Genomic DNA, 13,721 nt, shown 5'->3' on the forward strand with positions numbered 1-13,721 from the left:
TGTGCCGCTCCCCGCACAACGCGCGACTCGCGTGAACCACGTGGGTGATTGAGCACGCGAAAGCCGTCCCAGAGGGCACAGAAACAGCAATGCGCCTCACATCCCGCCCCCTGCCTCTGGAGCCTTGATGCAGCACAAAGCCGATCACCAGGTGCCCGTCCTCGTCGTGGGCGGTTCGCTGGTGGGCCTGTCCCTCTCCCTGTTCCTGGGCCGTCTCGGCGTACCCCACATGCTCGTCGAGCGGCACTCCGGGACCTCGATCCACCCGCGTGGCCGCGGCAACAACCTGCGGACGATGGAGCTGTACCGGGTCGCCGGCATCGAGCCGGACATCAAGGCGGCGGCTTCGCTGCTCGCGGCCAACCATGGCATCCTGCAGACCCCGACCCTGGTCGGCGACGCCGGCGAATGGCTGTTCAAGCACATCGACCCGGGCGGCGGGCTGGCGAGGTTCAGCCCCACGGCGTGGTGCCTGTGCAGCCAGAACGACCTGGAGCCGGTGCTGCTGAAGGGGGCCCGCGCGCTCGGCGGGGACCTGCGCTACTTCCATGAGCTGGAGGGCTTCGAACAGGACCCCGAAGGAGTGACGGCGTTCGTCCGTGACCGGGACAGCGACGAGCTGTACACGGTCCGCGCGGACTACCTGGTCGCGTGCGACGGCCCGCGCAGCCCCGTACGGCGCCGACTCGGCATCGGGCAGAGCGGCCCCGGCGACCTCTTCGCGAACGTGAGCGTCACCTTCCGGTCCAAGCTGCTCGCCGAGACGGTCGGCGACCGGCACTTCATCTGCTGCTACCTCACCAATCCCGAGGCCGACGGCGCCCTGCTGCCGGTCGACAACAAGGAGCACTGGGTCTTCCACGCGCCCTGGCACCCGGAGCAGGGCGAGACGCTGGAGGAGTTCACCGAGGAGCGGCTCCAGCGGCACATCCGGCTGGCCGTCGGCGTCCCCGACCTGGACGTCGAGATCACCGGAAAGGCGTCCTGGCGTGCCGCCGAACGCGTCGCCGAGCGGTACACGGCCGGCCGGGTGCTGCTGGCCGGCGACTCCGCCCACGAGATGTCCCCGACCGGCGCCTTCGGCTCCAACACCGGCATCCAGGACGCCCACAACCTGGCCTGGAAGCTCTCCGCCGTCCTCGACGGCTGGGCCGGGCCCGACCTGCTGGAGACCTACGACACCGAGCGCCGGCCCGTCGCGATGGCGACCAGCGCCCGCGCCTCCGCCCGCTCGGTGGAGCACAGCCACCCGGGCTTCGCGCCCACGCCCGGCGTCGGCGGCGGCCCGCGCAGCGGCATCCTCCCCGTCGTCCTCGCCTACCGCTATCTGGAGGGGGCCGTCATCGGCGCCGACCCCGCCCAGCCGGTCGTACCCGACGGGGTGCGGCTGACCGCGGACCCGGGCAGCCGGGCGCCGCACCTGTGGCTGCGCCGCGCGGGTGACCGGCTCTCCACGATCGACCTCTACGAGCGCTCGCTGGTGCTGCTCTGCGACGCCGGGTCGGCCGCGGGCGGGGCCTGGCACGCCGCCGCCCGGAAGATCGCCCGCACGGACGGCGTACGGCTGGAGGCGTACCGCGTCGGTACGGGCGCGGACGCCGACCTCACCTACGACGGGGACGGCACGGGAGACGGCGGTGACTGGGCCGCGCTGCACGGCACGACGTCGGACGGGGCGGTGCTGGTACGCCCGGACGGCTTCGTCGCCTGGCGCGCGACCAGCGCCGCGACCGACCCGGAGACGGAGCTGCGGTCGGTACTGGCGGCGGTGCTGCGCAGGAGGTGACGGCGGTGCGGGGCTGACCGCCGCGGGTGGCTGCCGCCGGCGGCCGGGCCCGGCGCGGTGGCGCTCCGCGGGGCCGCGGCACCTCGGGGCTCCCCCCCGACGGCGCGACGGGTCACGGGCGGGCCGCGTGGCGTGTCCGCTGGGGCGGGGCCGTGACCCGGTGCGCCCCGGCCCCGACGACGCGACCGACCACGGGCGGCCCGCATGACGCCGTGGCACTTCGCTGAGGCGGGGCCATCACGCCGTCGCGCACCGCTGGGCCACGAGGCCGTGCCCCATACGACCCGGCCCCGATGACGCGGCCCGCATGACGCCGTGAGGCTTCGCTGAGGCGGGGCCGTGACCCCGTGCCGCCCGGCCCCCACGGCGCGACCGGTCACGGAGGAGCCGCGGGGGCGTTCGGTCAGATGCGTACCTCGACCGTCTGCGCGATCCGGTCGTGCAGGCCGCGGCCGTCGCGGTCCCAGATCAGGGCGGGGATCGCGAGGCACAGCAGGACGGTGCGCAGCAGGGCGCGCCCGGGGTTGACCGTGCCCGTCCGCAGGGCCACGACCCGGATGCCGAAGAGCCGCTTGCCGGGGGTGAAGCCGACCGTGCCGACGGTCAGGATGCTCAGGACGAAGAAGACACCGAGCGCCCAGTTGCTGGTGGCGGGGGCCCGGTAGCCGCCCGTGATCAGGCCGTATGCGATCAGGACGCACAGCGCCCAGTCCACGGCGAGTGCGCCGAGGCGCCGTCCGGGCCGTGCGATCGAGTTCGGCCCGTGCTCCGGGAGGCCGAGCTGTTCGCCCCGGTACCCGAAGTCGGCGCCCGCCTCTTCCAAGGCCGCGCGCGGCCCGGAGAGCCACGATCCGATTGCCTGCCTGTTGTCCACGCCTCCACGGTACTGTGCCCGGTTTCGGGCACTACGCACAGGGGTGTGTCAGGGCTACGGTGGACACGTGGCCGGTTAACTTCTGCGAAACAAATGGGTCACGCCCGAGAAATCACCCATCCCTAGGGTCGAGACCAGCGTGTGCCACCGCACTGGCCGCACGAACGATCTACCACCCCGGCGAGGACGGTCGGGAGTAGGAGGAGCTGGATGTTCCAGAACGCCGACGAGGCCAAGAAGTTCATCGCGGACGAGGACGTCAAGTTCGTCGACGTCCGCTTCTGCGACCTGCCGGGCGTCATGCAGCACTTCACGGTGCCCGTTGAGGCGTTCGACCCGGACGAGGAGCTGGCCTTCGACGGATCGTCGATCCGTGGTTTCCAGGCCATCCACGAGTCCGACATGGCTCTGCGTGCCGACCTGTCCACCTCGCGTGTGGACCCGTTCCGCCGCGACAAGACGCTCAACATCAACTTCTTCATCCACGACCCGATCACGGGCGAGCAGTACTCCCGTGACCCGCGCAACGTGGCGAAGAAGGCGGAGGCGTACCTGGCGTCGACCGGCATCGCGGACACCGCGTACTTCGGCCCCGAGGCCGAGTTCTACGTCTTCGACAGCGTCCGTTTCGCCACCTCCGCGAACGAGTCCTTCTACCACATCGACTCCGAGGCGGGCGCCTGGAACACCGGCGCCGTCGAGAACAACCGCGGGTACAAGGTCCGCTACAAGGGCGGCTACTTCCCGGTGGCCCCGGTCGACCACTTCGCCGACCTGCGTGCCGAGATCTCCCTGGAGCTGGAGCGGTCCGGCCTGAAGGTCGAGCGCCAGCACCACGAGGTGGGCACGGCCGGCCAGGCGGAGATCAACTACAAGTTCAACACCCTGCTCGCCGCCGCCGACGACCTCCAGCTCTTCAAGTACATCGTGAAGAACGTCGCCTGGCGCAACGGCAAGACCGCGACCTTCATGCCGAAGCCGATCTTCGGTGACAACGGCTCGGGCATGCACGTGCACCAGTCGCTGTGGTCGGGCGGCGACCCGCTGTTCTACGACGAGGCCGGTTACGCGGGCCTGTCGGACATGGCGCGCTACTACATCGGCGGCATCCTCAAGCACGCCCCGTCGCTGCTGGCCTTCACCAACCCGACGGTGAACTCGTACCACCGTCTGGTGCCGGGCTTCGAGGCGCCGATCAACCTGGTGTACTCGCAGCGCAACCGCTCCGCCGCGATGCGTATCCCGATCACGGGCTCCAACCCGAAGGCCAAGCGGGTCGAGTTCCGCGCGCCCGACTCCTCCGGCAACCCGTACCTGGCGTTCTCGGCCCTGCTCCTCGCGGGCCTGGACGGCATCAAGAACAAGATCGAGCCGGCCGAGCCGATCGACAAGGACCTGTACGAGCTGGCTCCCGAGGAGCACGCGAACGTCGCCCAGGTCCCGACCTCGCTGAACGCCGTCCTCGACGCGCTGGAGGCCGACCACGAGTTCCTCCTCCAGGGCGACGTGTTCACGTCCGACCTGATCGAGACGTGGATCGACTTCAAGCGCACGAACGAGATCGCCCCGCTCCAGCTGCGCCCGCACCCGCACGAGTTCGAGCTGTACTTCGACGTGTGATGTCGCCCCAGGCCGGAGCGGGAAGCCGCTCCCCTGGGCCGGCTGTGGGCCGTCGGCCGTGTTCTTCCTCCTCGGGAAGGGCACGGCCGACGGCCTGTTCCGGGCGGACGCCCGGCCGCCGGGTGGCGGTCGTGGCTGCGCCGAAGGGCCGCCCTCGGGTTCACCAGGAGTGAGACCGCGTTCGATGACCGCCTAGAAGTCTCCGGATCAGCAAGAACGTGCCCGCGACGATCAGGGCCGCCCCGATCAAGATCAAGGCCACCCCAATGGCGATCAGGAACGTCCCGACAAGGACCAGAAGCGTCCCGATCAGGACCAAGAGCGTACCGATGATGAGTAGAAAGATCGCGAGGACGGTCACGGTCGTCTCCTGTCCTCCCTCCCGCTCTGACCCCTTCCCTGCCGCCGCCCAAACACTCCGCTCCGCGATCACCGCTGACGTCTGGTTTTCACTCATCGGAAGGGCCCGCTGACCGGGACTCCAAGGCAGCAGCGCCGCACCGTCACCTCCCGGTGTTCCCGGCTCAGGTCAGCGCGGACGCCGACGGTGCGACCACGCCGTAGAGGTCCGTGACGGTGGCGAGGGCACTGTGGTGGAGCTGGGTCGCGGGGACCTCGCCGAGCGGGGTGCGCAGGGGGCGGGTCGCGCAGGCGTCGGCGACCACGGTGGGGCGGTTGCCGCGCAGGAACGCGCCCTGCGCGGTGAACAGCACGCACATGTGGGTCATGAAGCCGGCGATCACGACGTCCCGGTGGCCGGCGGCGTCCAGGTGCTCGGCGAGGCCGGTGCCGTGGAACGCGTCGGGGGCGGTCTTGACGACGACCGCTTCGCCGTCGAGGGGGGCGACGCGGGGGTGGATGCGGCCGATCTCGGCGCGGATGTCGTACGGGGTGCCCTCGCCGCCGTCGTTGACCACGTGAACGATCCGCGTGCCCGCCGCACGGGCTGTGGCCAGCAGGCCGGCCGCGGCGTCGAGGGCGGCCCGCCAGCCGTCCAGCTCCATCACGCCGCGCGTGTAGGTGTTCTGGTAGTCGACCAGGATCAGCGTGGAGGCGGCGAGCGAGGCCGGGGTCTGGTCGAAGCCGTTCAGGTCGCGCAGGGTCGTGCTGGGCATGGCGGCCCCTTCTCGGGTGGCGGCGTGGGTACGGCGACCACGCTAGGAGCCGCCCCGGATGGCGGCAATGTCGGGTAACTTGCAGATCCGGACATCCGGAGGGGGAGGCGTGGGCGACGGCCGGCGATTCGTGGTGATCATGCTGTTCGACGGCGTCGACCTGCTGGACGTCACCGGCCCGCCGGAGGTGTTCGCCCTGCTCCGGCGGGAGACCGGCGGCGAGAGCGGGTACGAGGCGGTGCTGGCCGCCGAGACCATGGAGCCCGTCACGACCGCCGCCGGGGTGCGGGTGCTGCCCGACCGCACCTTCGCGGAGGTGTCCGGGCGCGCCATCGACACCCTGCTGGTGCCGGGCTCGGTCGAGGTCGACGGGGAACGCCGGGTGCGCGCCCTCGCCAATCCCGGCGTCGTCGCCCGGGTGCGCGCGCTCGCCGCCCGCAGCCGGCGCGTCGCCTCCGTCTGCGTGGGCGCGCACCTGCTCGCCGCCGCCGGTCTGCTGGACGGCAGGCGGGCCACCACCCACTGGTCGACCGCCGGGCAGCTCGCCGCCGAGCACCCCTCGGTCGAGGTCGACGCCGACCCGATCTTCATCCGGGACGGCGGGGTGTGGACCGGCGCGGGCATCACCGCCTGCCTGGACCTGTCGCTCGCGCTGGTCGCCGAGGACTTCGGGGAGGCCGTCGCCCTGCGGGTCGCCCGTCAGCTGGTCATGTACCTGAAGCGGCCGGGCGGGCAGAGCCAGTTCAGCGTGCCCGTCGAGCCCGTCTCGACCACCCGGCGCATGGCCGTCCTGCGCCACTTCGTCGCGGAGCACCTCACCGGGCCGCTGACCGTCGCCGACCTCGCCCGGCACGCCCACGTCAGCGAGCGCCAGCTGGCCCGCGTCTTCAAGGCGGAACTCGGCATGACCCCGGCCGCCTACCTGGAGGCGGCCCGCGTCGAAGCCGCCCGCAACCGCCTGGAGACCACGGACGACACCCTCGACCGGATCGCCACCGCGTGCGGTTTCGGTACGACCGACACCCTGATCAGGGCGTTCCGCCGCAAGCTGGACACCACTCCCACGGAGTACCGCAGCCGTTTCCGCCACTGCGGCTGACCATGTCCCGGCCCGTGCAACCTTTCCCGCTTCTCAGACTTCCTATTGTCGGGGGATCATCCCTCCGGATCGTGTCGGACGAGAGAGGTTGAACGGGGATGCCGGAACAGGACGACTGGGAGCGCGAGTTCGATCACCGGTGGGCGAACTCCGCCGAGCACAAGGAGCCCTCCGCCCGGGCCCGGATGCTCGCCGCCCGCTGGAAGGAGAACCCCCCGGACCCGGCGCCGTTCCGCGCCGACCCGGACCCGGTCCCGCGCCGGTCCTCCTGGGTCTCGACGGCCGTGGTCCTCGGCTGCGTGGCGGCGGTCATCGTGCTGCTGGGGTACGCCCAGATACGTTCCCCCTACTGACGCTTCGCCCCGCTGACCCTTTGCCCCGCCTAGAGGGGTTCCGGACCGCTTCATGGGCATCCGCAGGTGCACACTGGACAGCGGGACGAGTGCCTGACTTTCGGGGTGATGCATGATGCGGAGCCGGTTCCGGAGCGATCGGCGGCTGACCGTGCGCATGGGTCTGACGCTGTTCCTGCTCGGGCTGCTGTACGTGGGCTTCGTCGCCGCACTGATCGTGCTGCTGAAGTCCTGGATACTGGTCGCCGCCCTGATCGGGGCGCTGTTCGTGGCGCAGTTCTGGTTCTCCGACCGGATCGCGATGTTCGCCATGCGCGGGCGGGTCGTGGAGCGGGAGGAGTATCCCGGGCTGCATGCCGTCGTCGACCGGCTGTGCGCGATCGCGGACATGCCCAAGCCGGTGGTCGCCGTGTCCGCGATGGACATGCCGAACGCGTTCGCGACCGGGCGCAGCCCCGAGCACGCGGTCGTCTGTGTGACCACCGGGCTGCTGCGCCGGCTGGAGCCGGCGGAACTGGAGGGCGTGCTCGCGCACGAGTTGTCGCACGTGCGGCACAAGGACGTCGCCGTGATCACGGTCGCGTCGTTCCTCGGGGTGCTCGCGGGCCTGATCGTGCGGTTCGCCTTCTACTCCCAGGTCTTCGGCTCGGGCCGCCGGGACCAGAACACGGCCGCGGTCTTCGCCGCGGTCCTGGGCGTCTCGGTGGCCGTGTACGCGATCAGCTTCCTGCTGATCCGGTCGCTGTCCCGGTACCGGGAGCTGGCGGCCGACCGCGCCGCGGCGCACCTGACCGGCCGGCCCTCGGCGCTGGCGGCGGCGCTCACCAAGGTCTCCGGGGAGATCGCGCGGATCCCGACCAAGGACCTGCGCACGGCACAGGCGTTCAACGCCTTCTACTTCACCCCGGCGACCGGCCGGGAGCCCGGCATCGAGCGGTTCTTCTCCACGCACCCGACCCTGGAGCAGCGGCTGGAGCAGCTGGGCCGGATCTCGGCGGAGCTGGGCGAGGCCGCCACCCCGGGGAAGGCGGGCTGAGCGGTGGGGCTGCTGGACATCCTGCTGGGCCGTACGAAACCGGTCGCGCCCGATCTCGACCGGCTCTTCGCGCTGCCGTCGGCGGCCGTGACGCTGGAGGCGGCGGCGGGTTTCACGCCGACCGGACAGGGGGCGGTGTGCTTCGCCACGGTGGAGGGCGCGGCCTTCGAGCAGACGCACCGCGAGGTGCAGGCGCTGCTGGACGCGGACACCGACCGGACCGGTCCGCCGGTGGAACTGCGCCGGGACGGCTACGGCTACTCCTGGCTGGTGTCCCGGCGCTCCCCCGGCCAGCTGCCCGAGCTGGTCAACGATCTGCACGCCGTGAACAGTTCGCTGGAGGTCAACGGCTTCGGCCCGCAGCTGCTGTGCTCGCTGGCCGGGTTCACCGACGGCACCGGCCGGAAGCTGGCGCTCGTCTACCTCTACAAGCGCGGCACGTTCTACCCGTTCGCCCCGCTGCCCGGCGCCGCCGAGCGGCGGGACACCGCGCTGGAACTCCAGCTGAAGGCCACGCTCGACAACGACCTGCGGATCGAGCAGGACCTCGGGCGCTGGTTCCCGGTGTGGGGCGCCCCCGGCCTGTGACGGCCGGCAAGCCCCGCTCACTTCCCGCCCTTCTCCCGCTCCTGCCGCCGGGCGTCGAAGGGCCGCTCACGGCGGTAGCGGCGCTCCCACCTGGCCTGCCGGTCCCGGCGGTCCCGGTACGCCCGGTAGCTGTCGGGCGGGGGGCCGGGGCCGGCCGGCGGGGTGGTGCCGGGCGAGCCGCGGCCGTGCGTCGCGTACAGGTACAGCAGGACGACGGCGGCGAGCCACCACAGGTGGTCACCGGTTCCGAGGAGCACCAGGACGACGGTCCCGGCCGCGAGAATGCCACGCATGACGGACCTCCTGGGTGGGTCGCGGGGACGCGCTTCGTTCGCTCAGCGTAGGGAGTCGATGACGGTCCGTGCATCCCTTTTTCCGGGGCGCGGGCGGCCGCCAGGTCCTGTCGTCAAACTCCCGTCTGCCCCGCGACGCCATGCACGCACTCTCGCGGAGTCGAGCCTGCGGCGGCGGTACGAGCAGACGGTGGCGGACCTGGTACGGCACTACGGGCGCCGGGCGGTCGTGGTGGGCCTGTGCGCGCCCGCCGTCTGCCCGCCCGCGGCCTGGGACGTGCCGTTCGACACCGGCGAGGGACGCTTCTCGCGTGACCCGGGCCGTCCGGGAGGCGCTCTCGACCCGCGCCGACTGCACCCGCCTCGGCCTCCCCGACGCCGGCCACATGCTGGGCCGGTGGCTCCACGACCACCCCGGGGACCGCCGGGAGTTCGTGAAGACCCTGCTGAGCCCGGCGCGCGGCTCCGCAGCCCCGTCCCCGCGCGCGTTGTCAGTGGCACCGGCGACCATGGCGGCAACGGATCGTTGAGCCGAAGGGGAGGCCGGTATGGCGGAGGGACGGCGGTACGTCGACGGGGTGGAGCGGCGGGCCCGGCTGGCCGTGCGGCACCGGCTGGCCGGGGCGGCGCGGGCGGTGACGCCCGAGGAGGTCGCGGCCTCCCTGGTCGCCCTGCACGGCTCTGACCCGGCGACCGTGCACCTGGCGGTCGCCGCCCGGCTGACCGACCCCGCGAAGGCGGTGCCGGAGACGGAGCGGGCGCTGTACGAGGACCGCACGCTGGTGCGGATGCACGGCATGCGGCACACGGTGTTCGTGTTCCCGGCGGCCCTGACGGCCGTCGTCCACGCCTCGACGGGCCTCACGGTGGCCGCCCGGGAGCGCGCGGCCCTGCTCCGGGACATGGCGCTGGCCGGTGCGCCGGACGCGGCGTGGCTGGCGGAGGTCGAGGAGGCCACGCTCGCCGCGCTGGCCCGGCGCGGCCAGGCGACCGCGGCGGAGCTGGCGGCGGACGAGCCGCGCCTGCGCGAGCGGTTCGTCTACGCGGCCGGGAAGAACTACGAGGGCGTCCACACGGTCTCGACCCGCCTGCTGCGCGTGCTCGGCGTGGAGGGCAAAGTCGTCCGCGGCCGCCCGCTCGGCTCCTGGACGTCGAGCCAGTTCCGCTGGGCGCCGGCGCCGCCCCACCCCGAGCTGGACCCGGCCGCGGCCCAGGCGGACCTGCTGCGCCACTGGCTGCGCGCGTGCGGCCCGGCGACCGAGGCGGACCTGAAGTGGTGGACGGGCTGGACGCTCCGGGAGGTCCGCCGGGCGCTGGCCGCGATCGGCGCGGAGGAGGTCGCCCTGGACGAGGGCACGGGATACGTCGACGCCGGGGACGCGGAGCCGGTGACGGGACCCGGCGTGCCGTGGGCGGCGCTGCTGCCCGCCCTGGACCCCACGGCCATGGCCTGGCAGCAGCGCGACTGGTACCTGGACCCGGCGCTGCGCCCCCTGCTCTTCGACCGCAGCGGCAACGTGGGTCCGACGGTGTGGTGGAACGGCCGTGTGGTGGGCGGCTGGGCCCAGCGCGCGGACGGCGGGATCGTCTGGCGGATTCCCGAGGAGGGCGTCCGCCGGGAGGCCGCGGCCGAGGTCGCGGCGGAGGCGGAGCGGCTGCGCGGCTGGCTGGGCGCGACCCGGATCACCCCGCGCTTCAGGACCCCGCTGGAGCGGGAACTGACGGCGTGACGGCGCCGGGTGCCCCGCGCCGGTGACGCGGGGCACCCGGCAGCACGGCCGGCTCAGCGCGAGTAACGCATCAGCGCCCGCACCATGTGGCACGTGGTGTCGGACGGCGGGCGCATCCCGATCCGCTCCGCCGTGTCGCGGATCGTCTCGTTCCGGGCCTGGTCCGGCAGGTACACGCCGGAGTCGAGCAGGGCTATGGCCAGGCGCATGGCCTTCAGACGCCGGTTGTGCGTGACGTACCACTCGCGCGGCCGTCCGGCCGGCAGCGGCCGCTTCGCCACGGGCTCGTAGGGCGAGTCGAACAGCACGGAACGCTGGGCGGTGGACTGGGTCGGCAACGGCTTCGGCTTCAGGGCGGCAGCGGGCACAGGCATCCTCCTGTCGCGGTCAGGGCACGCACCGGGGCCCGGCGCGCACCCTCGAACACTGCTTCTATTCTACGGGCCACCACTGACAAAATCCCCTGGCCACAAGGGTTTTCGGGGCTCCAGTGACGAGGGTGCCCAACGGTTTTCGCGTACCGTGTCCGGCATGGAGATCTGGATCAATCCCGCCTGTTCCAAGTGCCGCAGCGCGGTCGGCCTGCTGGACGCCGAGGGGGCCGAGTACACCGTCCGCCGTTACCTGGAGGACGTGCCGAGCGCCGACGAGATCAGGGCCGTACTGGACCGGCTGCACCTCGAACCGTGGGACATCACGCGCACCCAGGAGCCGGCCGCCAAGGAACTGGGGCTCAAGGAGTGGCCGCGGGACGCGAGCGCGCGGGACCGCTGGATCGCCGCGCTCAGCGAGCACCCCAAGCTGATCCAGCGCCCGATCATCACCGCGGACGACGGTACGACGCTGGTGGCCCGCAGCGAGGAAGCCGTACGGGAGGCCATCTCCCACAGCGGCAAGGGCTGAGACCGGGGCAACTCCCGCGTGACGCAGGCCACTTCACCGACTCCTGTAACCGCTGAGTAACCACGTTCGGTATCTCGTACATAGCGGCGTACGCTCCCCTACCTCTTCAGGAGGCGCGCATGTCGCGCAGGAGAACCCTCGGTACCAAGAAGAAGCTCGCGCTGCTCGTCAGCGCCGCGGCGGTGGCGGGCGGCGGGGCCTTCGCCCTGGCGGCCACCTCCGACGCCGCGCAGAGCCCGCAGGGCGCCAGGACGCTGTCCGCCGGGGACTCGACCGTCTGCCAGGGGCTGGCCACGGCCCTCGGCAACAACGAGAGGTTCATCGCGGACCAGAAGGCGAAACCGGACGCGCAGTCGGCGGCCCGGATCGCCAACCGGCAGGCGGTCGTCGAGCAGATCAAGGTCCAGCAGAAGGCGTCCGGTTGCACCGTTGGGGAGTCGGCTCAGGGCTCCCAGGCGGCGCAGGGCGGCAGCACCGGCCAGACCGCGGGCCAGCAGGGCGCGGGCCAGCACGCCGGAGGCGCCCCGCAAGGCGCGGGCCAGCAGGTGTGCAAGGGCTCCACCGTGACGCTCTCCGGCGAGGGCGGCGCCCCGGCCGCGTCCAGCAACCAGTTCCCGGCGGGGACGACCCTGAAGGTCACCAACCTGGACAACGACAAGTCCACCACGGTGAAGGTGACGTCCGTCTCCGGCAGTTGCGTCCTGCTCAACAACGCCGCCTTCGAACAGGTCCGGGAACCGGGCAAGTTCCTCATCCGGCGCGCGGTGATCGAGAAGGTGGGGTGAGGCCCGGGAAACCGACAGGAAACCGGTGAGGTGGCGGACCGGGGCCGGTGGTGCCGTCCGTGGCGGCAGCGCACCGGCCCGCGCCACCGCCTCGTGAGGGACAAGGGTCCTGCTGCTCGCGGCCACGGGCAGCAGGACCGGCGCCGGCCTCCTGGCGGGCCGGCCGGGGCGGGCGACCAGGTGGGCCCGGGTGACCAGGTCGGGCCGGGTGACCAGGTGGGCCCGGACGCGGAACGACCAGGTAACACGGGGTTCACGGACGGGCAATGGACGGGAAACGGCCTGTTGACAAGCTGCCCGGCAGATCGAGCGGCGCACCGGTGCCGCCGCGCCGCAGCACCCGCGCGTGCACCCGACCCACCCCCGAAGGATGTGGCCCCGTGACCTTCAAGGCTGAGTACATCTGGATCGACGGCACCGCGCCGACGGCCAAGCTGCGGTCCAAGACGAAGATCATCACGGGTGCCCCGGCCGGTCTCGACGCGCTGCCGGTCTGGGGCTTCGACGGCTCCTCCACCAACCAGGCCGAGGGCCACTCCTCGGACTGCGTGCTCAAGCCGGTCTTCACCTGCCCGGACCCGGTCCGCGGCGGCGACGACGTGCTGGTGCTGTGCGAGGTGCTCGACACCGACATGGAGCCGCACCCGTCCAACACCCGTGCCGCGCTGGCCGAGGTCGCCGAACGGTTCGCCGCGCAGGAGCCGGTCTTCGGCATCGAGCAGGAGTACACCTTCTTCGACGGCTCCCGGCCGCTGGGCTTCCCCGAGGGCGGCTTCCCGGCCCCGCAGGGCGGCTACTACTGCGGTGTCGGCGCCGACGAGATCTTCGGCCGGGAGATCGTCGAGGCCCACCTGGAGAACTGCCTGAAGGCCGGTCTCGGCATCTCCGGCATCAACGCCGAGGTCATGCCGGGGCAGTGGGAGTTCCAGGTCGGCCCACTCGCCCCGCTGGAGGTCTCCGACCAGCTGTGGGTGGCCCGCTGGCTGCTGTACCGCACCGCCGAGGACTTCGGCGTCTCCGCGACCCTGGACCCGAAGCCGGTCAAGGGCGACTGGAACGGCGCGGGCGCGCACACCAACTTCTCCACCAGGGCCATGCGCGAGGGCTACGACGCCGTCATCACCGCGTGCGAGTCGCTCGGCGAGGGCTCGAAGCCGCTGGACCACGTGAAGAGCTACGGCGCCGGCATCGACGAGCGGTTGACCGGCCTGCACGAGACCGCCCCCTGGGACGAGTTCTCCTACGGCGTCTCCGACCGCGGCGCCTCCGTCCGTATCCCGTGGCAGGTCGAGAAGGACGGCAAGGGCTACATCGAGGACCGCCGTCCGAACGCCAACGTCGACCCCTACGTGGTGACCCGCCTGCTGGTGGACACCTGCTGCACCGCGCTGGAGAAGGCCGGCCAGGTCTGATCCGTACCGACGCGTCCGAGGGGCGCCCGCCGTGAGGCGGGCGCCCCTCTCGCGCGCGCACGCCCCGCCCCCGCCCCGCCGCCGTCCGAGGAGTGAGACGGGGATCCGGCCGCCGAACGGCCATGCC

Annotated in this window: 16 protein-coding genes; 11 read left to right on the plus strand and 5 right to left on the minus strand. The window is 72.3% G+C overall.

The features are described from left to right. The first annotated feature begins 127 nt into the window (after positions 1-127). Positions 128-1,786, plus strand: a complete 1,659-nt coding sequence (locus ACZ5DC_RS06515; protein ID WP_468650039.1) for an FAD-dependent oxidoreductase — start codon at positions 128-130, stop codon at positions 1,784-1,786. A gap of 403 nt (positions 1,787-2,189) precedes the next feature. Here the strand turns inward: ACZ5DC_RS06515 and ACZ5DC_RS06520 are convergent, their stop codons facing one another. After that, positions 2,190-2,660, minus strand: a complete 471-nt coding sequence (locus ACZ5DC_RS06520) for an RDD family protein (RefSeq protein ID WP_468650041.1) — start codon at positions 2,658-2,660, stop codon at positions 2,190-2,192. A 210-nt stretch (positions 2,661-2,870) separates the two neighbouring features. Between ACZ5DC_RS06520 and glnA the strand changes: the two genes are divergently transcribed. Continuing rightward, positions 2,871-4,280: a type I glutamate--ammonia ligase gene (gene glnA, locus ACZ5DC_RS06525; protein ID WP_366749231.1), complete on the plus strand. Its 1,410-nt coding sequence runs from the start codon at positions 2,871-2,873 to the stop codon at positions 4,278-4,280. A 160-nt stretch (positions 4,281-4,440) separates the two neighbouring features. Here the strand turns inward: glnA and ACZ5DC_RS06530 are convergent, their stop codons facing one another. Next, on the minus strand, positions 4,441-4,641 hold the full coding sequence (locus tag ACZ5DC_RS06530) for a hypothetical protein (protein ID WP_468650044.1): 201 nt from the start codon (positions 4,639-4,641) through the stop codon (positions 4,441-4,443). A gap of 163 nt (positions 4,642-4,804) precedes the next feature. Further along, a complete protein-coding gene (locus ACZ5DC_RS06535; protein WP_468650046.1) occupies positions 4,805-5,395 on the minus strand; it encodes an isochorismatase family protein in 591 nt (196 codons plus the stop codon). 67 nt (positions 5,396-5,462) lie between these two features. Here ACZ5DC_RS06535 and ACZ5DC_RS06540 point away from each other — a divergent pair, with 67 nt between their 5' ends. From ACZ5DC_RS06540 to pspAB, 4 genes are all read left to right on the plus strand, one after another. After that, complete coding sequence (locus ACZ5DC_RS06540; protein ID WP_468650048.1) at positions 5,463-6,494, plus strand: GlxA family transcriptional regulator; 1,032 nt, start codon at positions 5,463-5,465, stop codon at positions 6,492-6,494. A gap of 98 nt (positions 6,495-6,592) precedes the next feature. Further along, entirely contained in the window at positions 6,593-6,847 is a 255-nt protein-coding gene (locus ACZ5DC_RS06545; protein WP_468650050.1) for an SCO2583/SCO2584 N-terminal domain-containing protein, read from the plus strand. A gap of 115 nt (positions 6,848-6,962) precedes the next feature. Further along, complete coding sequence (gene htpX / locus ACZ5DC_RS06550; protein ID WP_468651253.1) at positions 6,963-7,883, plus strand: zinc metalloprotease HtpX; 921 nt, start codon at positions 6,963-6,965, stop codon at positions 7,881-7,883. 3 nt (positions 7,884-7,886) lie between these two features. After that, positions 7,887-8,471, plus strand: coding sequence for a PspA-associated protein PspAB (gene pspAB, locus ACZ5DC_RS06555; RefSeq protein ID WP_468650052.1), 585 nt, complete (start codon positions 7,887-7,889; stop codon positions 8,469-8,471). A 17-nt stretch (positions 8,472-8,488) separates the two neighbouring features. Here the strand turns inward: pspAB and ACZ5DC_RS06560 are convergent, their stop codons facing one another. Next, positions 8,489-8,764, minus strand: a complete 276-nt coding sequence (locus tag ACZ5DC_RS06560) for a hypothetical protein (protein ID WP_468650054.1) — start codon at positions 8,762-8,764, stop codon at positions 8,489-8,491. A gap of 311 nt (positions 8,765-9,075) precedes the next feature. On the opposite strand from ACZ5DC_RS06560, the gene ACZ5DC_RS06565 reads away from it, so the two are divergent. Together ACZ5DC_RS06565 and ACZ5DC_RS06570 are read left to right on the plus strand one after the other, a co-directional pair. Then, positions 9,076-9,294, plus strand: a complete 219-nt coding sequence (locus tag ACZ5DC_RS06565) for a hypothetical protein (protein WP_468650056.1) — start codon at positions 9,076-9,078, stop codon at positions 9,292-9,294. A gap of 18 nt (positions 9,295-9,312) precedes the next feature. Continuing rightward, entirely contained in the window at positions 9,313-10,494 is a 1,182-nt protein-coding gene (locus ACZ5DC_RS06570; protein ID WP_468650057.1) for a winged helix DNA-binding domain-containing protein, read from the plus strand. A gap of 53 nt (positions 10,495-10,547) precedes the next feature. Here ACZ5DC_RS06570 and ACZ5DC_RS06575 read toward each other — a convergent pair whose 3' ends face one another. Continuing rightward, positions 10,548-10,862, minus strand: coding sequence for a hypothetical protein (locus ACZ5DC_RS06575; protein WP_468650059.1), 315 nt, complete (start codon positions 10,860-10,862; stop codon positions 10,548-10,550). Positions 10,863-11,025: 163 nt separating this feature from the next. Here ACZ5DC_RS06575 and ACZ5DC_RS06580 point away from each other — a divergent pair, with 163 nt between their 5' ends. The 3 genes from ACZ5DC_RS06580 to glnII all read left to right on the plus strand — a co-directional run bounded on the left by ACZ5DC_RS06580 (position 11,026) and on the right by glnII (position 13,594). Then, entirely contained in the window at positions 11,026-11,397 is a 372-nt protein-coding gene (locus tag ACZ5DC_RS06580; RefSeq protein WP_468650061.1) for an ArsC/Spx/MgsR family protein, read from the plus strand. 119 nt (positions 11,398-11,516) lie between these two features. After that, positions 11,517-12,182 (plus strand): hypothetical protein, encoded by a 666-nt coding sequence (locus ACZ5DC_RS06585; protein ID WP_468650063.1) that lies wholly within the window; start codon positions 11,517-11,519, stop codon positions 12,180-12,182. A gap of 380 nt (positions 12,183-12,562) precedes the next feature. Beyond that, positions 12,563-13,594: a glutamine synthetase gene (glnII, locus tag ACZ5DC_RS06590; RefSeq protein ID WP_366749244.1), complete on the plus strand. Its 1,032-nt coding sequence runs from the start codon at positions 12,563-12,565 to the stop codon at positions 13,592-13,594. Positions 13,595-13,721 lie beyond the last annotated feature (127 nt).

It is taken from the genome of Streptomyces sp. NPDC031445 (genome assembly GCF_055581365.1).